This is a genomic window from Pseudomonas sp. TE3895, assembly GCF_056278855.1.
Map to the genome: position 1 here is coordinate 3,407,004 of NZ_JBWBQE010000001.1, position 18,414 is coordinate 3,425,417.

An 18,414-nucleotide genomic window follows, 5' to 3' on the forward strand; every position below is an offset into this window, starting at 1 on the left:
ACCATCGCCACGCCCTTCGGTCGACAAAAGCAGGGTTTTGGCAGGCTTCAGACGCTGATGGCACTGCAGGGTGTATAGTGCCTGCTCGGGTGACTGTCGTTCAGTGGCTCATAACCGAGAGGCCAACATGTCCCAGACGTACCCCAGCGCGGCCCAAAAAGCCCATGTGCGCATCTGCGAGCAGGTCGAAGCTTTCCTTCAGCATGGCGGCCGCATTCAGCAGGTAGCGATCGGTGTCACCGGCTACGCTGATGGTGTCTCCAGGGCGCAGTGGAAAAAAGAGCGAACGGCCAAGCCTTGAGGATGCCGGCAGTGTTTATCTGCCAGTAGGGGCCACACCATCAGAGCGCCGCGCGCGCTTGCTTGCCAGGGGCTCTCCCGTGGACGAAGAACCAAGCGATTTTTCGGTAGCCGTGTGCATCGGTATTTCCGAACAGCAAGTCACGTTGTACCGCCGTGAAACGTTCCATTTAGGTGATGGTTCATGGCTTGTGCATTTCGCGTTCTCCATGCCCAAAGAGCTGCGTCAGCAACTGACCGGCAGCTTCACATTGTTGTTGAAAGCCCCGCGAGCGTTCGGTGACGCTCGTTGGACCGATGAAGCTTGAATAGCGCAGCGGGGGACGGGCGGGTCTTCACTGCTGAACCCTGGATCAGAACCGGAACGCGGTCAGAAACCTTCCAGAACACCCTTGCCGCGTGCTTTCCCGCTCTCGTTCAGGGCGTGAGCGCGTTTGAGGTGCTCGGCGTCCCAAACATTGACCCATGGCGCCAGGCCGGTCGTGCCCGAACCGGCCTGGCGTTTTTGATTCAAGCGGCCCGTTGCTCACCCTTAAGCAGTTTTTTCTGCGCTTGCATGGCGAGCCCCAGCTCGTCCAGTTGGTCTTTGCCGAGCAGCTTTTTCGCGGTAGGGAAGAGCGCTTCCTCCTCTTCCTCGATGTGATGCTCAAGCAGCTCCTTCATCACCTTGACCCGACCGGCGAACTCAAGGGTGCCTGTTTGCGTATCAAGCAGATCAGGGAGCACCAGGGCGTCGACAGTCCGGTGTTCTTCCTTGGCTTCGTAATACATCTTGGCTTCCTCTTTACCACCGGCTTGCTTGATCGCCGGGTAGAGAATGTCCTCCTCCAGAGCGGTGTGGATCTGCAGTTCCTGCCCAATGCGCTGCAGCAGTTCGGCGCGCTTCTTCACGGCACGCTCTGTGGTCGCGCAGAGCTCTTCCAGCAGTTTCTTGACCAACTTATGGTCTTGAATCAGCAAATCGATAGCATTCATGGTGTCACCTCGTCGCGGGCGAATGAAAAATGGCTTGCATGAAGTTGAGTAGCAGTGGGCGGCAGGGTTCAACGCTGATGACGTCTGGTAGGGCACGCGGCAAGGTCCAGGCTCGCTACCGCTCTGCCAGAGGCGCCGAGGCCCGCGTCAGCAGGCGCCGGCAGCACGATCACAGAATAGGTTTGCCTCCCGTCACGGCGTAACGCGAACCCGAGATGTAGCTGGCTTCATCGGACCCCAGCAAGACATAGATTGGCGCCACCTCCACAGGTTGACCCGGCCGCCCCATCGGGTAACCGGAACCGAAGTTTCTCACCGCCTCATCAGGCATGGTGGCCGGGATCAGCGGGGTCCAGATTGGGCCGGGTGCGACGCTGTTGACGCGAATGCCCTGCTTGCCCAGCAATTGCGCAAGGCCTGCAGTGAAATTGGCAATGGCCCCTTTGGTCGCGGCATAGGCCAACAGGCTGGGTGACGGGTCGTCAGCGTTGACCGAGCTGGTGTTGATGATCGAACCGCCCTTTGGCATCGAGGGCAAAGCGCGTTGGCAAATGCGGAAAATGGCGGTGATGTTGGTATCGAAGGTCTTTACCCATTCATCGTCGTCAATGTCGTCCAGGCTTTCATGGGCCATCTGGAACGCTGCGTTGTTGACCAGGATATCGATGCGACCAAACTGCGCCACGGTCTTGTCGACGATGTCATGGCAGTGCTGTTTCTGTGCCAGGTCGCCGGGCAGCAGCAGGCACTGGCGGCCCGCCGCTTTGACCCAGCGCGCGGTTTCCTGCGCATCGTCGTGTTCATTCAGATAGGCAATGGCAACGTCAGCGCCTTCTCGGGCATAGGCAATGGCCACCGCACGCCCGATGCCGCTGTCAGCACCGGTTATCAAGGCGATCTTGCCTGCGAGGCGATTGTTGCCGGTGTAGCTCTGCTCACCGCAGTCCGGATACGGATCCATCTTGCGCTGGGAACCGGGAACGCTTTGCGGTTGGGATGGGAATGGAGGGGTAGGGTAGTCGCTCATGCTGGAAGCTCCTGCAGGTTTGGAACGCTCATTCCCGTTCGAAAGGTGCTCCAAGCCAGTGTTGAAGCGGATCTTCGTGCTGAGCGACGAGCGGTTGATGCATCCATTCCCAGTGAATTTTTACCCACCTCATGGCTCTACCGCTGACGGGGCTTGCTGGCATGGGTGAGGCCCACGTTATCAAGGAGTCTGCAGTGCCTCGAATCATCACGCCTTCCACGCCGGAACATGAGATCGATCAGACGAACGAGAGGATGTTCGGTACGCCCAAGGAGCGGCTGGATTTCTATCGACGCGAAATTCAGTATGAGACCACCATCCTGGCCAACCGTACCGACGCTTATCTTGCGGCCCAGTCGTTCCTGGTGATCGCCTACGTGTCATCGATGGGTAACCTGAACCAAAGCTGGGGCGAGATGTTCACCTTGATGGTCCCGGCTTTTCTCGCATTGCTCGGCGTGCTCAGTACACTGAATGCCTGGCCTGGCATCCGCGCGGCCTTCCGGATTATCGAGCACTGGCAGATGAAGCAGAGCCACTTGCTGCGCAGCGAGCCGATGATGGGCCTGGCCTATGACGAGTCGCCGCTGTTCTGCGAGGCCGAAATCTCTCAGGCGGGGCACCGCAAATCGCTGCTGTTTTCCTTGCGCACACCCTGGATTTTCCTGTGCTTCTGGGTGTTGCTGGGCAGTTATTCGGTTTTCATTCAGCTGGCGTGATCAGCGCGTGCCGGTCGGCACCAAGGGCGACCAGCACGCGTTGAACAGAAGCAGGCTCAGCCTGCCAGTGCCTTGATCAACTGCTCATTGAAGGCGGGGATATCGTCCGGCTGGCGGCTGGTGATGAGGTTGCCATCGACTTCCAGAAGAAAGGTAAAAGGAAAGTCGCCTATCAGCATCCGTTGCAGATCAAACGAAACCATTCGTTCACCCTTCCTTCTGCCGTTGTCAGATAAAGGGTTGACCGGTTCTCGCTCAGGGCTGGTTCATCGACTTGGCCTGGAGCTCTCCGCCCGCGTCACCAGGGAATCGGCGTGCCATCCCACGCCCAGAACGTTCCGCTCTGCGCCGGGCCGTGACGGCTCACAAGTGCCAGGATGCAGGTGGCGGCAAACGCGGGCGAGAACAGTTTGCCCGGCGGCACATTGCCCTGAAAGGGGCGGGAAAGCTGGGTGTCGGTGGTGCCGGGATGCAATGCAAGTACCGTTGACGCGGGGTTCAGTCGCTTCAGCTCGATGCTTGCAGTGCGCAGAAGCTGGTTGAGCGCGGCTTTGCTGGCACGGTAGCTGTACCAGCCACCCAGGTGATTGTCGCCGATCGACCCAACCCGCGCCGACAAGGCGACGAAGGCCATCGGTTGCCGACGCAGCAGCGGCAGCAAATGCTTGAGCAGCAGAACAGGGGCGAAACAGTTGGTTGTGAAAGTGCTCAGCAACCCCGCCATGTCTAGCTGGGTCAGTGCTTTTTCAGCCCTCGCCGGGCCTTCTTGCAGCACGCCAAGCGTGCTGAAGACCAAGTTCAGCTGGTCGCAGCAGGCGCCCACCTGTGCTGCCAGAGTGTTCAGTGCCTGCTCGGACCGGGCGTCGCAGTCGAGGCGAACCAACCGTCGCCCGTGCTCTGTGAACAAGGTATCCAGCGCAGGGCTGGTGGTGGCTCGTCGCGAAACGGCGAACACCAGCCCGATGTCATCGCGCACCAGCAACTGCGTGCACAATGCCAGGCCAATCCCTTCACTGGCCCCGCAGACCAGCACGTTGGCGGGTGTGTGAAGGTCGTTTATCAGGCTCATCGGAGTGTCCTCTTGGCTGGGCGCTGGCGCCTCGTCCTGTGATGCCTGCCAACGTTCTTGCAAATGGCAGGGGTGAGCTCACAGCAGGATATAGTCGCTGTACTGCCGTAAGCCGGCATGGGGCCCTTCGATCAAGTGCACGTAACGGTCGTTCACCCAGTCGATCGGCAGGCAATCGTCGACGTCCAGTACCGCGTCGGTATGCGGCTTGAGCCAGTCTGCCTGCAGGCGCTGCTTGCCCAGTTGCCTGGCCTCGGCCTTGTCCCTGGCCACCACCAGCAGGTAGCGGTGTGCCTCGCCAAACACCCCGGGCTCGTAGCCGCCAAGGTTGATGAAGAACAACCTGGGATCGTGTGGGCCAGGCGCTACCTGACTGAACGCGACGCGGTAGCGGTCAATACCGTCGACTTCCATCCATGCGTCGATGTGCAGGCCCGTTCGGCTTCCGAACCAGGCTTGGCGCAGATGGGGGTAGGCCTGTTCAAGTGAGTCCGCCTGCGCGAACAATACATCGTGGACCTCGATGTTGGCCCGTGGGTGGCGTCCACCGAGCATGACGACGTACAGCATGGGCAATTCCTTCTATCTCGACTTTCATGGGTGTTCGATAACGGGGCGCGAGGCTTGCAGAATGTGCATGCTGGGCATTAAAAACTATACATGGCTCGTCAAATATCTGTACAAGAGTCTACTATTGTATAGTATTTAACAAAGTGCTCGAGGTCAGAATGGCGCACCCTGCACGTTGGACCTGTCTGTGCCTGCTGCTAGCCGCCATGTCGTCGGCGGCAGACTGGCGCGCGGAGCTGCCTGCGGCGCAACGGCTGGGCGCCGGTGATTTCACCTGGTTTGGCCTGCGGCTGTATACCGCCCGGTTATGGGCAGTTGGCCCGGTTCAGGACTGGAACCAGCCGTTTGCCCTTGAGCTGCTCTATCACCGTTCATTGTCCAGGGACACGCTGGTCAAGGCCAGCCTCGAGGAAATGCAACGCCTGGGTGGTGGCAGCATGACAGCACAGCAACGCGCGGCATGGACCAGGGCGATTGAGCAGGCATTCGTGGACGTGAGCCCTGGCATGCGCATCACGGGCTTGTACCTGCCGGGGCAGGGTTGCCGCTTTTACGTCGACGGCAAACTGAGCCACGCGATCGACGATCCGGTGTTCGCCCGGGCCTTCTTCGCCATCTGGCTTGACCCGCGGGCCAGAGATCCCCAATTGCGTCAGCGGCTGCTTGGGCTGGCTGGCGATGACCGAGGAGCCTGAACATGTACAAAGCGCTGTTGCTGGCTGCCTGCCTGCTTCTGGGCAGTTGTGGCAATGTCGGTATCGAGCACTATGCCCAGGAGCAGCCGAAGCTGGACCTGGCGGCGTTCTTCTCGCGCCCGGTTCAGGCGTGGGGGATGTTCCAGAAGCGTTCCGGGGAGGTGGTCAAGCGCTTCCACGTGCGCATCGACAGCCGCCGCGAGGGTGAGCGGCTGATCCTCGACGAACATTTTCTTTATAGCGATGGCACACGCCAGCAGCGTACCTGGACGCTGGTGCCGGACGGCCCCGGGCGCTGGCGGGGAACCGCGGGGGACGTGATCGGCGAGGCGCGTGGCGAAGTGGCGGGCAACGCGCTGCGATGGCGTTACCAACTGGACCTGCCGGTCGATGGGCGGCACTGGCAGGTAGACCTGGACGACTGGATGTACCTCATGGATGACGACACCCTGATCAACCGCTCGAGCATGAGCAAGCTGGGCGTTGAGATTGGCCAGATCACCTTGTTCTTCCGCCGCCTGCCAGAGGGCACACCATGAACCTGATCGCGCTGACCCAGCTGGTTTCGACCGGCGAAGCCAAGGAACTTGAACTGCTATCGCTGGAGGGTGGCTTCTACCTCCTGCGCGCCCTGACCGACGCCGGCCCTGTGACATTGAGCGATGCTCAGGGGCAGCCCGTGCGCGTGCGCTCCACGACGGAACTGCGGCAGTTGCTGGCCGACCTGCCGCCGGTGCCCTGCATGCTGGTGCAGCAGGTGGTGCACGATGAGATGTGCGGGCAACGTGACGGCCCCATCGCGCCGCTGCGCGTACCGGTAACGCTCACCAGCCAGTGGTAGCCCGGACGATGCGCCTGGGCCTGGTGCTGGGTGACCAACTGTCGTTCGACCTGGCAAGTCTGGCGTCCCTTGACCCTGCTCGCGATGCGGTCCTGATGGCGGAAGTGGAGGGGGAGGCCCGATACGTACCACATCATCCGCTGAAGATCGTTCTCATCTTCAGCGCCATGCGGCATTTTGCCCAGGCCCTGCGTGAACGTGGTTGGCAGGTGCACTATGTCGAGCTGGATGCCGAGGGTAACAGCGGCAGCATCGTGGGTGAGTTGCGTCGATGGCAACAAGCCTTGGGCGCCACCCACATTCACTTGACCGAGTGTGGTGAGTGGCGCCTGGAGCAGGCCTTGCGTGATGCCGCACTGCCGCTTGTGTGGTTTCGCGACACGCGTTTTCTGTGCTCCCGTGAAGCCTTCGGGCGCTGGGCCACAGAACGTCGCCAACTGCGTATGGAGCACTTCTACCGTGGCATGCGCAAGCGAACCGGCCTGCTCATGGAGCCTGACGGCAGCCCGGCAGGTGGGGCCTGGAATTTCGATGGCGACAATCGCAAGCCATTGCCACGGCAGCTGCGTGGCCCGTTCGCTGCGCATTTCGCGCAGGACGACATCACGGCAGCGGTGGTGGCCTTGGTGCGTCAGCGCTTCAGCGACCACTACGGGGGCGTCGACGGTTTCGACTACCCCGTGACCCATGCCGAGGCACAACAGCTGTGGCAGCATTTTCTGGATTTCGGCCTGGCGGCTTTCGGTGACTACCAGGACGCGATGGCCGAAGGCGAGCCGTACCTGTTTCATGCGCGCATCAGTGCGGCGCTCAACATCGGCCTTCTGGATGTACGTCGTCTGTGCGACGACGTCGACAAAGCCTGGCGCGAGGGGCGGGTGCCGCTCAATGCAGCCGAAGGCTTCATTCGCCAGCTGATCGGCTGGCGTGAGTATGTGCGTGGCATCTATTGGCAGCGCATGCCGGCGTATGCCGGGCTCAATCACCTGAACAATCACCGGGCGCTGCCAGAATTCTACTGGACCGGGCGCACCCGCATGCGCTGCATGGCGCAAGCCATCGGGCAGACCTTGCGGTTGGGATACGCTCACCATATTCAGCGGTTGATGGTTACCGGCAACTTCGCCTTGCTGGCCGGTATCGTGCCAACCGCAATTTGTGAGTGGTACCTGGCGGTCTACATGGATGCCTTCGAGTGGGTCGAACTGCCCAACACGCTTGGCATGGTGATGCACGCCGACGGCGGCTACCTGGGGTCCAAGCCGTACTGCGCCAGTGGTCGTTATATCCAGCGCATGTCCGATCATTGCAAGGCTTGCAGTTACAGGGTCGACCAGGTGACCGAAGAGGATGCCTGCCCGTTCAATGCCTTGTATTGGCATTTTCTCATTCGTCATCGCCCCCAGCTCTCGGCTAACCCGCGCCTGGCCCTGGTCTATCGCAGCCTCGATGGCATGCCCGCTGGCCGTCGCGATGCCGTGTGGCAACGTGGCCAGTCATTGCTGTCACGGCTCGATGCGGGGCAGGCGTTATGAAAAAGAGCCTTCTGCCCAGCAAGGTTTGCGTGGTGTGTGGCCGGCCGTTCACCTGGCGCAAGCGCTGGGCACGCTGTTGGGAGCAGGTGCGCTACTGTTCCGAGCGATGTCGGCGGTCAGCGCCGCGCCGCGATGCGCGCCAGCAGGGGCAGGGCCAAAGCCCATATCGGCATCAGTAGCAGGCCGGTTTCCAGCGCGCCCAATGGCAAGGCGACACCTGCCAGCCTGGCGCCGCCTACGTAGGCCAAAGGGCCGCCAATCGCCCCCAGCAGTGCGCCGATTCGCCAGTGCCTGCCGGCCCATGCCAGGCTGTGACGCATCCCGCTGGCCAGCACCAACCACAGCAGCGCTAGCCACAGCGGCAGGGGCCAGGCGTCGAAACCGAACACCCCCAGCGTTCCCAGCACGCTGTCGAGCACGCAGCCGACAAAGGTGACACGCAACAGCGCCTTGAGCTCGGCATTGATGTCCGGGCACAGGCGCAGGTGCACTGCCACGCCCGGAATCACCAGCAGCAACAGCAAAGGCCGCTCGGCGCCCAGCACGCAGACCCACCAGCCGGCTTGCAGCCAGAGGGCATTGCCGATCAGCCAGCGGCTGTGCATCAGGCACCGCCAGGCAAGGGCGCGCGGCGTGCCTGGGGTGCTGCCCAGAGCAGGTGCGCAACACCGATCGCGCGCTCCTCGAAACCGCCCTGGCAATAGCAGAGGTAAAACTCCCACAGGCGCTGGAACATGTCGTCGTAGCCAAGGTCCGTCAGCGCAGTGCGTGCCTGACGCAGGTTTTCGCGCCAGTGTCGCAGGGTGTGGGCGTAGTCCAGGCCAAAATCTTCCATGTGCACAAGGTTCAGGCCAGTGTGCCGGCTGGCGGTGTCGAGCAACACGCTCAGCGAAGGCAGGGCGCCACCGGGGAAGATGTAGCGCTGGATAAAGTCGACCGAGCGCTGCGCCTGGGCATAGCGCTGGTCGCGGATGGTGATCGCCTGCAATAGCATCAGGCCTTCAGGCTTGAGCAGCGAAGCACACTGGCGGAAATACACCGGCAGGTAGCGATGACCGACCGCTTCGATCATCTCGATCGAAACCAGTTTGTCGAACGTACCTTGAAGGTCGCGGTAGTCTTCGCGGAGCACTTGCACGCGCTGCCCCAGCCCCAGGGCCTTGACGCGCTCCAGGGTATGGCTGTACTGCGCCTCGGAGAGCGTCGTGGTGGTGACCCTGCAGCCGTAACGGGTGGCTGCGTGGATAGCGAGGCTGCCCCAGCCGCTGCCAATTTCCAGCAGGTGATCGTCAGGGCTCAGTTCGAGCTTCTGGCAGATGCGCTCCAGCTTGTGCAACTGGGCCTGCTCCAGTGTTTGCCCAGGGTGTTCGAATTGCGCAGCCGAATACATCATGGTGGGGTCCAGCAGCTGCTCGAACAGGGCATTGCCCAGGTCGTAGTGGGCCAGAATGTTGCGCCGGGCACCACGCTTGTCGTTGCGGTTGAGCCGGTGCAGCAGGCGCAGGGCAGGGCGGCCCAAGCGGGCCAGGCCGCCCTCGAGCGCGTCGAGCACTTCGAGGTTGGCGACGAACAGGCGGGTCACCAGCGCCAGGTCGGGGCTGCGCCAATAGCCGTGAATGTAGGCTTCGCCAGCACCGATCGAGCCATTGCCGGCGATCAGGCTCCAGGTGGCGTCATCGAGGATCTCCACCTCGGCCTGCAAAGGGCTGTCGGCATCACCGAAACTCCACTGCTGCCCGTGGCTGAGCAGGCGCAGGTGGCCGTGACGCAGCTTGCCCAACTGGGCGAGCACGGCGCTTCGTGCCAGCCCGCCGAGCAGTGGCGCAAGGCCTGCGAACTTGCTAACGCTCAGGGTGGGATTTGACATCATCAAGGTCCTCGCAAGGTTGGCCGAGTGCCAGGTCACCCTGGCAGGTGGTGTGGTCGTGCACGGGGGTGCGTTTGAGTAACAGGCGAAGCGCTTGCCAGTAGATGGCCGAGACAGTGCGCAGGCTCATCCATGGGAAGTTCAGGACATACCGCCGCAGCGTTGCTCCATCCAGTGGCGTGCGGCGCAGGGCGAGGTCGGCCTCGAACACCTTTGCGCCGTCTTGCCAGTTCTGCATCTGAATGCGTACATGGTCCGTGTCCAGGAAGAAGCGCAGGCGATAGTCCATGTCCAGCGGCATGAATGGCGACACATGGAAGGCCTTGGCCACGCTGAAGGGCCTGGCAAGGTTGCCTTGCACCGGGAGCACGTAATGAAAGCGTTCACGCCAGGGCGTGTTGCGCACTTCCATCAGGATCGCGGTCAGGCACCCGTCGCGGTCATGGCAGAAATAGAAGCTCACCGGGTTGAACGACAGCCCCCAGCACCGCAGTTGCGTGAGCAGCTGTACCCGGCCTTCGGGCAGGTGCCCCGTCGCCTGCCCGACCAGCAAGCGTGCAGCCTGGGCCAGCGATTCGCCTTGGCGGGTCAGGGCGGGCAGGTAGTCGGTCTCGCGCCAGCACAACGGCGCCAGGCGCCAGCGTCCCAGCCAGCGTGACAGGCCCATCAGCCAGGATTGTTCGTCCAGGTCCAGGTAGAACATGCCGATCCGGTAGCGGAACGCGTGGACCCGCGGCGTCAGCCGTCGGTGGCTGATCCAGCCCAGGCAGAGGCTGCTGTTCACAGGTGCTCTCCGAAGTGCGCGGCCACCTTCAGTGCGCTGACCACCCCGTCTTCATGAAAGCCATTGCCCCAGTAGGCGCCACAAAAGTAACTGTGCTGCTGACCCTGCAGTTGCCCTTGGCATGCTTGGGCAGCCGACGCTGCAACGCTGTACTGGGGATGGGCGTACTGGAAACGGGCGATGACCTGCGCCGGGTCTATCAGTGCGGTCTGGTTGAGGCTCACGCAGAAGGTTGTCGGTGCCTGGATACCCTGCAGAATGTTCATGTTGTAGGTCAGCGCGGCGGGAGCCCGCTCAGGGCCGCCCAGGCGGTAGTTCCAACTGGCCCAGGCGCGCTGGCGGCGTGGCAGCAGACGGGTATCGGTATGCAGCACCACGTCGTTGCTGGCGTAATCGATGGCGCTGAGTACGGCGCGCTCCTGGTTGCTGGGGCTTTCCAGCAGTGCCAGGGCCTGATCGCTGTGGCAAGCGAACACCACATTGTCGAAGCGCTCGGTGCCGGCCGCGTTCACGAGGGTCACGCCACCTTCGTCGCGGCTGACCCGGTAAACCTTGCAGTTGAGGCGGATGCGCTCAGCGAACGGCCGGCACAGCGGTGCGACATAGCTGCGCGAGCCGCCTTTGATCACCCGCCACTGTGGACGTTGGTTGACCGACAGCAAACCGTGGTTGCGGCAGAAGCGCACAAAGAACTCAAGCGGGAAGTGGAGCATGTCTGCGCGAGACATCGACCAGATCGCCGACCCCATCGGCACGATGTAATGATCGATGAAGCGTTGCCCATAGCGGTTCGCTTGAAGGTAGTCGCCCAGCGTGGTGCTGGCATCGATACGCCGGTTGTCCAGGTCGGCCAGTGCCTGACGGTTGAAACGCAGAATGTCCCGGATCATCCCCCAGAACCCTGGGGACACCAGGTTGCTGCGTTGGGCGAACAGGGTGTTCAGGTCGTGGCCGTTATATTCCAGGCCCGTGATCGGGTCATGCACGGAAAAGCTCATCTCGGTCGGCTGCGATGGCACCTGAAGCTGGTCGAGCAAGCGGATGAAGTTCGGGTACGTCCAGTCGTTGAAGACGATGAAACCGGTATCTATTGCATGGCGCTGGCCTTTCCAGACCACATCAAGGGTGTGCGTGTGGCCCCCGACCCATTGCTCGGCCTCGAAAACCGTGACTTCGTGCTTGCGTGACAGCAAATGGGCGCAGGTCAGCCCCGCGATGCCACTGCCGATGATTGCTATACGCATGGATCATCATTCCTGTTCATGACGGGCGAGGCGTTGGCCCAGCGCCAGGCGCAGGCGCGCGGGCAGCGCCCCGAGCAGGCGCAACACCAAGGTGAAAAGACCGGGGAAGTTGATTTCCAAGGGGCGGCCGGGCAGGCGCCTGGCGATATGCCGGGCGGCACGCTGCGCAGACCACAGCTGTGGCATGGGGAAATCGTTGCGACGGGTCAGTGGCGTGTCCACGAAGCCTGGGCTCACCAGGGTGACCGCGATGCCTTCGCGAGCCAGGTCGATTCGCTGTGACTCCACCAGATAGCGCACTGCGGCCTTGGACGCGCCATAGGCGCCAGCGCGGGGCAAGGCCAGCCAGGTCACCGAACTGCCCATCACCACCAGGTGGGGGCGTTTGCCTGCGCGAAGCAAGGGCAGTGCCGCCGCCAGGCAGTAGCTGACGCCCAGCAGGTTGGTGCGCATGACGCGCTCGACCAACGCCGGGTCGAAATGCCCCGGCTCCAGGTATTCGCAGGTGCCGGCATTGAAAATGGCCATGTCCAGGCCCCCCCAGGCCTGCTCGATATGCGCAGCGATGCCGGCGACCTGCTCCGGGTTGTCAAGATCGCCAATGGCCAGCAATACCTGCCCAGGAAACCGTTCGGCCAGCGGGGCAAGGCGGTCGGCGTGGCGCCCGCCCAAGGCGACCTGGTGACCTTGTTCCAGGAGGACTTGCGCGAGCGCGGCACCGATACCGCTGCTGGCGCCGGTCAGCCAACAGCGGCTCATGCCAGCCTGCCTTTGAGCCAGCGGATCGCAGTGCCCATGACGGGAAGGTGCTCATAAAGCAGGGCACCGGCGTCGAAATAGTCCTGGTGAAAATGCACACGGTCGCGCCAATGCAGGCAGCTGCACCCTTGCAACGTGATCGGCTGGCCCCCCGCCAGGCGCGGGTGGCAAAACTGCAGTGTCCAACGCAGGTAACCTTGCCCGGGCTTTACCTCGTCGGCGCTGGTGAAGGCGTAGCGGATATCGGTGGCGTTGGCGTACAACTGCTCGAAGTAGGCGCGCAGGGCCTGCAGCCCCTGTATCTGGTGCAGGGGATCACGGAAGGTGACATCGTCGCTGTACAGTTTATCCAGCGTGTCGAGGCTCGCCCCATCAAGGCGGGCGAAGCGCTCGGCGAACTGCTGTAGGTACGCTGACATACTGGGCTCCAGGCAATCCTGTACAACATTGAATTGTTGTACAGGTATAACTGAAGCCTAAGCTTTTATCTATACAAGTCAACGTCCTTGTATAGGTTTTTTGTCAGCGCTTGGCCTGGCCCTGCTGCCGGCGCAGTTCTGCCACTTCAGCCTCCAGCTCGCGAACCCTTTCCTCGGCGAATATCTGCGCTGTGACATCGCGCTGGATGCCGATGTAGTAGGTTAGCTGGTCCGCCTCGTTGTGCACGGGTGTGATGGACAACTCGTTCCAGAACAGGCTGCCGTCCTTGCGGTAGTTGCGCAGCACCTGGCAGCAAGGGCGGCCTTCGCGGATCGCCTCGCGGATAATTGCGATGCCCGGCTGGTCGTGATCCTCGCCCTGAAGAAAACGGCAGTCCTGATAGAGGATATCGTCGGCGCAATAGCCGGTCAGGCGCTCGAAGGCCGGGTTGACGTAGATAAGGATGCTCTCATTGCCTTCCTGCTCGGCGACAACGATGCCATCGTTGGAATGTTCGACCATCAGTTGCAGGAGTTTTGCGTTGATCATGGGGCTCACCTACAGACACTTCGTATGCGATGTGCGCCGAAGGCTTCCGTGCAGAAGCTTTTGGCGCCGTTTGTTGCATGATGAACCAAGGAGGCTCGCCGCAGAAGGTGCATCTGGGTTTAGAATGTATCACCCCTTGAATGACACCTCGTTATGACCGACGCCACCCCACCCGAATTGCTACCCATGCGCGATGTGGTCAGCCTGACCGGCATCAATCCGGTGACCTTGCGTGCCTGGGAGCGGCGTCATGGGTTGATACGCCCGCAGCGCACCGAGGGCGGCCATCGCTTGTACACGGCCCAGGATGTGCAGCGCATACGCGACATCTTGCGCTGGACCGCCAACGGCCTGCCCATCAGCAAGGTTAGCGACAGGCTCGCCGGCCAGCCTGAGGCGCCTGTGCAGCAGCCCTCGGCCTTTGACGATTGGCGCGCCGCCGTTGCACGCGCCTCCAGGGCATTCGATGCGCAGGCGCTGGAAGCTATCCATGGGCAGCTGTTCACACTCTTGCCAAAGGCCACGGTGCTGCGGGACGTGCTGATGCCGGTTTGGCATGAGCTGGCTTCAGGCACTGCACCAGGCCAGCGTAGCCAATGGTTGTTTCTCGATACGTTCTTGCGCGCCCGGCTGTTGCTGCGCTTGCAGATGAACCAGGCCGATGCGCCACGGGTGCTGCTGGCGGGTACCGAGGGGCAAGCCGAGTGCCAGGTATTGTGCGCCGGGCTGCTGTTGAGCAGCGAGCGACAACGCATCGACGTGCTCGGCTGCGGGCAGCCACTGGAAGAGCTCCCGCTGCTGTGTGCAGCGGTGCAGCCTGCGGCACTGGTGATCGCGGTGCAGCCACCGGTGAGCCCTGCCTTGGCCAAGCGCCTGCGCTCGCTGCAGATGGACATTGCTTGTCCGCTGGCCTTGACGGGCGAGGGGCTGGCCGGTGTGCAAGCGGCCTTGCACGGGCTGCCGGTATGCCTGCTGGACGAGCAGGGTGCTGACGTCGCGCGCGTGCTTGACGCCTTGCTCAGGGGGGCGCTGGACGTTTGAGCTGGGTTCTGCGCCGTGCTCAAAGTGGTCGGGTGCATAGTGGGTTAGGGATGGGGGCGCTGCTCGGCATGCTTTGGACCCATATCGGCCTCACCGTCTCCAATGTCCTGCTGGCGGTCTGTGGGCCGGTGATCATTGCGCTGACCGGCACCTGAGGCCTCATTGCTCACGCGGTGTTTTCAGGCTTGGACGGGGCCGCGTGCCACTGCTCTTTGGGCACCCATTTGGGTTGCTCGGGGTCGCCCAGGTAGTGAGGCGACATGATTTGCACCCCATACTCGTTGAACACGTCCTGGATATTGGCGTGCAACAGGCTCAGTAGTTGCGCGCGTGGCCTGGGCTCTGACGGGATGGCCTGGGCCACTAATCGGTACTCGGGGTAGAAGTCCGACAGCGCCGTCTGGAATACCTGGGGCGTGGGCGTTTGCAGCACGCCTTCGGTGCGCCGAGCCGCTTCCAGCAACATCGCCTCGACCTGACGCCACGGGGTGTCGTAGCCAATGGTCACCACGGTGTCGACCACATAGCCTGGCCCTTGCACGATTCGTGAGTAGTTCTTGGTCACCGAGCCGGTAATCATCGAGTTGGGAAGTGTCAGCACTTCGCCAAGCCCGGTGCGAATGGTCGTGGTGAACATGCCCACCTCGGTCACCGTGCCCTCGTAATCACCCACACGTACAAATTCACCGACGCGCAGCGTGCGCGTGTAGGTGAGAATCAGTCCGGCGGCGCCTTGGCCGATGACACTGGTCGCCCCCAGTGAAACCATCAGACCGAGCAACACTGACAACCCCTTGAAGGCATCGGTACCCGAGCCGGGTAGATAGGGGTAGGCCATCACCAGGGCGAAGAGCCAGATCGCCAGCGACGTCAGGCGCATGGTCGGTTGCAAGGTTTCGGCGGTCAGCCATTTCAATGTGCCTGGGCGTGCCATGCGCCTTAGCACACGTTTGGAGAAAGCGCTGATGCCCCGGGCGATGAAGAAGATCGACAGTGCAACGGCCAGGCCGGGCATGGCACGCAAAATACCGCTGATCAGGTAGTTGAGCAGCGCCATCAGGTGGATATTGAGGCTTTCCCCCCAAGACCTTGTGTAGGGGAACTGAGACAGCACGAAGCCCAGCCACTGGTAGCAGAACAACAACACGAGCAACCAGTACAGCAGCCAGAGAGAGCGGTCGATCAGGTAGTACAGGTTCTGCAGGTCGAACAGTTGCGTGTGGCCGACCTTGAGGCGCTCGGAGTGTTTGCCCATCAGTCTAGGCAGCAGTCCCAGGAGCTTGCGTCGACAGTAGCCTGCGGCCTTTACCAGCATGAAAAAGACCAAGGTTGCAGCAGCGCTGTAGCCTACCGCGGTGAGCAAGAACCGCAGGCTTCGCGCCTGGCGGGTTTCCTCGACGACAAGGCGCAGGTTCTCGGCGGCCTGCTCGGCGGCTTCGCCTGTTGTAATGGTATCGGCCGCAGCATCCAGTGGCGTCACGATGAATGCCCGGCGCCCGCCCAGCAGCACCAGGTAGCTGTGCAGGATAGGGTCGACGCGAACCTCCAGATCGTTTGTTTCCTGAAGCGTATCCTCGATGACCTTCTTGGCGCGCTGGGCACGCACCGTGGGTGTTTCGCCCAGCAGCGTCGCACGAAAGACCAGCACCGTGCGGTTGATGACGGTCAACGGTGCGGGTTCGGCAATCACACCCTCTATCTCTGGCCCGGACTGAGGGGTGTCCGCATGGAGCAGGGGCGAGAACAGCAAGTGGATCAGTAGCATCAGCCCAGCAGCCCGTCCGAACCTGCGCTTGTTGCCCATTTAACAGCCCCTGTGCCGGCGTGTGGATTGCTACCAGCATAGTCGGCTTCAGCCAGCATTCAGTGGCTTAGTTCGCGGGCACGAGGATCACGAAATTCTTCTTCATGTCTTCCACTACGGTCCATTTGCCCTTGGCGCCCGGTTCGATAATGAACGTGTCGCCAGCGGCCAGTGTGACCGGGGCGCAACCCTCAAGCTCGATGACGCAGCACCCACTCAGGACATGGCAGAACTCCCAGACTTTATAGTCAATGCGCCACGCCCCGGTGCTGGCTTCCCATTCTCCGGAAATGCGACCTCGCTGTTCATCGTGATAGTACTTGGACGTCAGCGTGTGAGGGGTGCCTTCCAATACTTCTTCAAAGAAGGGCAGGTCGCGCAGCGGTTGGATATCCAGTTCGCGGAACACGGTCAGTTTCTGGTTCATGGCTGTTTCTCGAGCACGTTGTGAGTAGGGCGATACATTAAATAGGCTTCACCGGTGACGCCCAGCATCGGGTGCGGAACGATCTGGCAGGTTTTAACAATTTGAAAACCATGACGTTCGTAGAAGCGGCGTGCACCGTGGTTTTCTGCGTAATCGATCAGGCACAACCCATCAAGGCCCGCGTCGTCAGCGCGCTGCTGGGCGTGGCGAAGAAACTGGGCGCCCAGCCCCTGGCTCCGCCAGTCCTCATCCAGCGCCAGGCTGGATATGTACAAGGTATCGGGTATTTCCATGTCGGAATAAGGCGCGAGGACGGGGTCGGTCTCGACTGGCCTGTCAGGCGTTGCGCGCAAGGCATAGCTATGCATCATGCCGATGACGCGCCCTTCAAAAGTGGCCATCAGGCAGTTCTTGTATGAAAAGTCGCCCTGTTCTCTGGCATAGCGAGACGCACCGACACTCAGCAAGGCTTCTCCAGGTGCGGCGAGCTTGCTCCATATGTAATCGGCCATGCCCTCCGATGTCAGTTGAAAGAAGCGCGCAATATCATGCGCGTCCGAGACTCGAGCGGGTCTGAAGTCGATAGGCATGCACAGTGCTCCCATGGTGCCGGGGGTCAGTTTTCAAGGGCTACGCCTTTGGCAGGGAGGCAGGGTAGACGGTTATAGCGGTTCCCATGATGCTCTGCGCGAACACCATCAGCATGGCCTGCGACACGCCTCATGGCCCGACCGATTTCAGGAGCAGGGACGCTCCGCCGTCGCCACCTGCGCCGGGGTCATGCGCCAGTGCCCGGGCGGTTGGCAAGCAACTCGGCGACCAAGGCGCTGGTATCGACGATATCCAGTTGCGCCAGGCATCGCACGGGCAGGCGAAAGGGGGCGATGCTGTCGGCCACCAGTACCCGTTCGAACGCGCCGCTGTCGAACAGCTCGCCACCGGTGGTGAACAGGCCGTGGGTGGCCGCAGCCAGTAGGCGGCTGGCTCCGGCCTGCCGGCAGGCCTGGGCAGCGCGTAGCAGCGTCTGCCCCGTGCTGATCAGGTCATCGAACACGATGACGGTGCTGCCTGCCACGTTACCGACCAGGTGTTCGCCGCTCAGGCCTGCCTGCTGGCGGTGTTTTTCCATCATGGCCACCGAGACCGGGCGCGCCAGCAGGTGCGCCAGGGCCTGGCGAAACTGCTCCGCACGTTTGACGCCACCGATATCCGGCGACACCACCGTGACCGCCTGCTCACCGAGGAGCGGGGCCAGGCGTTGGGCGAACAGTGGGGTGCATTGCAGGTTCCAGCTCGGGATTCGGTAGGCGTTGTCGAAGGCGCTGGGGTTGTGCACGTCCAGCGCCACAATGCGGTCCACGCCGCAGCTTTCCATCAGCCGAGCCACATGGCGAGTGATGATAGCGTCCTGAAACTCCACCTTGCGGTCCTTGCGACCATAACAGAGGTAAGGCGTGACGGCCGTCACCTGGCGGGCAGCAGCGTCCTTGAGCGCGCCACAGAAGAACAACAACCGGCATAGCTTGTCATGCGCGCTGTGGTGCGCGTCACCATACAGCGAGTGAAAGACGATAACCGATCGACCGTCCACCGATTCGCCAGGCCAGCACTTGTGCTCTCCGTCCTCGTAGTCGCGCTCTTCATGTGCAGACAGTTTCCTGCCCAGGCGTTGCGCCACGGCATTCCCATAGGCCTGGCTGCCTTGCAAGGCGAACAGCAACGGCGGTGTGTCATTCATGCCCTGCGCTCCAGAGGTCGTTCACAGCAACATGAGCTGCATGGCACTGT

At 62.0% G+C, this 18,414-nt stretch carries 24 protein-coding genes and 1 pseudogene; 9 read left to right on the plus strand and 16 right to left on the minus strand.

Going from position 1 to position 18,414, the window contains the following annotated elements:
* Positions 1–127: 127 nt before the first annotated feature.
* The gene (locus tag ACZ889_RS15310) at positions 128–301 is read left to right on the plus strand and encodes a hypothetical protein (protein WP_019751183.1); all 174 of its coding nucleotides are present in this window, start codon (positions 128–130) and stop codon (positions 299–301) included.
* A gap of 79 nt (positions 302–380) precedes the next feature.
* Positions 381–608 carry a hypothetical protein gene (locus ACZ889_RS15315; RefSeq protein ID WP_003254020.1) on the plus strand — a complete coding sequence of 76 codons (228 nt, stop codon included), beginning with the start codon at positions 381–383 and terminating at the stop codon, positions 606–608.
* A gap of 202 nt (positions 609–810) precedes the next feature.
* On the opposite strand, the gene ACZ889_RS15320 is transcribed toward ACZ889_RS15315, so the two are convergent.
* Both ACZ889_RS15320 and ACZ889_RS15325 read right to left on the minus strand, forming a co-directional pair.
* Complete coding sequence (locus ACZ889_RS15320) at positions 811–1,275, minus strand: hemerythrin domain-containing protein (RefSeq protein WP_060538167.1); 465 nt, start codon at positions 1,273–1,275, stop codon at positions 811–813.
* 169 nt (positions 1,276–1,444) lie between these two features.
* Positions 1,445–2,302, minus strand: coding sequence for an SDR family oxidoreductase (locus ACZ889_RS15325; protein ID WP_102885621.1), 858 nt, complete (start codon positions 2,300–2,302; stop codon positions 1,445–1,447).
* A 194-nt stretch (positions 2,303–2,496) separates the two neighbouring features.
* Here ACZ889_RS15325 and ACZ889_RS15330 point away from each other — a divergent pair, with 194 nt between their 5' ends.
* Entirely contained in the window at positions 2,497–3,021 is a 525-nt protein-coding gene (locus tag ACZ889_RS15330; RefSeq protein WP_180688254.1) for a hypothetical protein, read from the plus strand.
* Positions 3,022–3,077: 56 nt separating this feature from the next.
* On the opposite strand, the pseudogene ACZ889_RS15335 reads toward ACZ889_RS15330, so the two are convergent.
* The 3 genes and pseudogenes from ACZ889_RS15335 to ACZ889_RS15345 all read right to left on the minus strand — a co-directional run.
* Positions 3,078–3,257 (minus strand): annotated as a pseudogene (locus ACZ889_RS15335) (protease); the annotation flags it as partial.
* 62 nt (positions 3,258–3,319) lie between these two features.
* Positions 3,320–4,090, minus strand: coding sequence for an SDR family NAD(P)-dependent oxidoreductase (locus ACZ889_RS15340; RefSeq protein ID WP_180688253.1), 771 nt, complete (start codon positions 4,088–4,090; stop codon positions 3,320–3,322).
* A 78-nt stretch (positions 4,091–4,168) separates the two neighbouring features.
* On the minus strand, positions 4,169–4,660 hold the full coding sequence (locus tag ACZ889_RS15345) for a DUF1543 domain-containing protein (RefSeq protein WP_060545010.1): 492 nt from the start codon (positions 4,658–4,660) through the stop codon (positions 4,169–4,171).
* Between the two features lie 158 nt (positions 4,661–4,818).
* Here ACZ889_RS15345 and ACZ889_RS15350 point away from each other — a divergent pair, with 158 nt between their 5' ends.
* Genes ACZ889_RS15350 through ACZ889_RS15370 form a run of 5 tightly spaced genes read left to right on the plus strand, consistent with a single transcriptional unit; the run spans position 4,819 to position 7,910 of the window.
* A complete protein-coding gene (locus ACZ889_RS15350; protein WP_003254011.1) occupies positions 4,819–5,355 on the plus strand; it encodes a chalcone isomerase family protein in 537 nt (178 codons plus the stop codon).
* A gap of 2 nt (positions 5,356–5,357) precedes the next feature.
* Positions 5,358–5,894, plus strand: coding sequence for a DUF3833 domain-containing protein (locus tag ACZ889_RS15355; protein WP_003254010.1), 537 nt, complete (start codon positions 5,358–5,360; stop codon positions 5,892–5,894).
* On the plus strand, positions 5,891–6,196 hold the full coding sequence (locus ACZ889_RS15360; protein WP_003254009.1) for a DUF6482 family protein: 306 nt from the start codon (positions 5,891–5,893) through the stop codon (positions 6,194–6,196). Before ACZ889_RS15355 ends, ACZ889_RS15360 begins: the two co-directional genes overlap by 4 nt.
* Before the next feature lie 8 nt (positions 6,197–6,204).
* A complete protein-coding gene (locus ACZ889_RS15365; protein WP_180688252.1) occupies positions 6,205–7,731 on the plus strand; it encodes a cryptochrome/photolyase family protein in 1,527 nt (508 codons plus the stop codon).
* Positions 7,728–7,910: a DUF2256 domain-containing protein gene (locus ACZ889_RS15370; protein WP_080574912.1), complete on the plus strand. Its 183-nt coding sequence runs from the start codon at positions 7,728–7,730 to the stop codon at positions 7,908–7,910. The genes ACZ889_RS15365 and ACZ889_RS15370 overlap by 4 nt, the downstream gene beginning before the upstream one ends.
* On the opposite strand, the gene ACZ889_RS15375 is transcribed toward ACZ889_RS15370, so the two are convergent.
* The 7 genes from ACZ889_RS15375 to ACZ889_RS15405 form a co-directional block, all read right to left on the minus strand.
* Positions 7,848–8,336, minus strand: a complete 489-nt coding sequence (locus ACZ889_RS15375; RefSeq protein ID WP_180688250.1) for a DUF2878 domain-containing protein — start codon at positions 8,334–8,336, stop codon at positions 7,848–7,850. The genes ACZ889_RS15370 and ACZ889_RS15375 overlap by 63 nt on opposite strands.
* Complete coding sequence (locus tag ACZ889_RS15380; RefSeq protein ID WP_180688249.1) at positions 8,336–9,598, minus strand: SAM-dependent methyltransferase; 1,263 nt, start codon at positions 9,596–9,598, stop codon at positions 8,336–8,338. The genes ACZ889_RS15375 and ACZ889_RS15380 overlap by 1 nt, the downstream gene beginning before the upstream one ends.
* Positions 9,573–10,382 carry a DUF1365 domain-containing protein gene (locus tag ACZ889_RS15385; RefSeq protein ID WP_003254004.1) on the minus strand — a complete coding sequence of 270 codons (810 nt, stop codon included), beginning with the start codon at positions 10,380–10,382 and terminating at the stop codon, positions 9,573–9,575. Before ACZ889_RS15385 ends, ACZ889_RS15380 begins: the two co-directional genes overlap by 26 nt.
* Positions 10,379–11,626, minus strand: coding sequence for an NAD(P)/FAD-dependent oxidoreductase (locus ACZ889_RS15390; RefSeq protein ID WP_476257527.1), 1,248 nt, complete (start codon positions 11,624–11,626; stop codon positions 10,379–10,381). The genes ACZ889_RS15385 and ACZ889_RS15390 overlap by 4 nt, the downstream gene beginning before the upstream one ends.
* Before the next feature lie 6 nt (positions 11,627–11,632).
* Positions 11,633–12,385 (minus strand): SDR family NAD(P)-dependent oxidoreductase, encoded by a 753-nt coding sequence (locus tag ACZ889_RS15395; RefSeq protein WP_476257528.1) that lies wholly within the window; start codon positions 12,383–12,385, stop codon positions 11,633–11,635.
* Positions 12,382–12,804, minus strand: coding sequence for a nuclear transport factor 2 family protein (locus ACZ889_RS15400; RefSeq protein WP_003254001.1), 423 nt, complete (start codon positions 12,802–12,804; stop codon positions 12,382–12,384). The genes ACZ889_RS15395 and ACZ889_RS15400 overlap by 4 nt, the downstream gene beginning before the upstream one ends.
* 103 nt (positions 12,805–12,907) lie before the next feature.
* Positions 12,908–13,354 carry a PAS domain S-box protein gene (locus ACZ889_RS15405; RefSeq protein WP_012052718.1) on the minus strand — a complete coding sequence of 149 codons (447 nt, stop codon included), beginning with the start codon at positions 13,352–13,354 and terminating at the stop codon, positions 12,908–12,910.
* A gap of 153 nt (positions 13,355–13,507) precedes the next feature.
* On the opposite strand from ACZ889_RS15405, the gene ACZ889_RS15410 reads away from it, so the two are divergent.
* Positions 13,508–14,395 (plus strand): MerR family transcriptional regulator, encoded by an 888-nt coding sequence (locus tag ACZ889_RS15410; protein ID WP_476257529.1) that lies wholly within the window; start codon positions 13,508–13,510, stop codon positions 14,393–14,395.
* Positions 14,396–14,561: 166 nt separating this feature from the next.
* Here ACZ889_RS15410 and ACZ889_RS15415 read toward each other — a convergent pair whose 3' ends face one another.
* The 4 genes from ACZ889_RS15415 to ACZ889_RS15430 form a co-directional block, all read right to left on the minus strand.
* Complete coding sequence (locus ACZ889_RS15415) at positions 14,562–16,199, minus strand: mechanosensitive ion channel family protein (protein ID WP_180688245.1); 1,638 nt, start codon at positions 16,197–16,199, stop codon at positions 14,562–14,564.
* 67 nt (positions 16,200–16,266) lie between these two features.
* Positions 16,267–16,626, minus strand: coding sequence for a cupin domain-containing protein (locus ACZ889_RS15420; RefSeq protein ID WP_476257530.1), 360 nt, complete (start codon positions 16,624–16,626; stop codon positions 16,267–16,269).
* Positions 16,623–17,216 (minus strand): GNAT family N-acetyltransferase, encoded by a 594-nt coding sequence (locus tag ACZ889_RS15425; protein WP_234410154.1) that lies wholly within the window; start codon positions 17,214–17,216, stop codon positions 16,623–16,625. Before ACZ889_RS15425 ends, ACZ889_RS15420 begins: the two co-directional genes overlap by 4 nt.
* 188 nt (positions 17,217–17,404) lie before the next feature.
* On the minus strand, positions 17,405–18,364 hold the full coding sequence (locus ACZ889_RS15430) for a ribose-phosphate diphosphokinase (protein ID WP_180688244.1): 960 nt from the start codon (positions 18,362–18,364) through the stop codon (positions 17,405–17,407).
* Between the last annotated feature and the right edge of the window lie 50 nt (positions 18,365–18,414).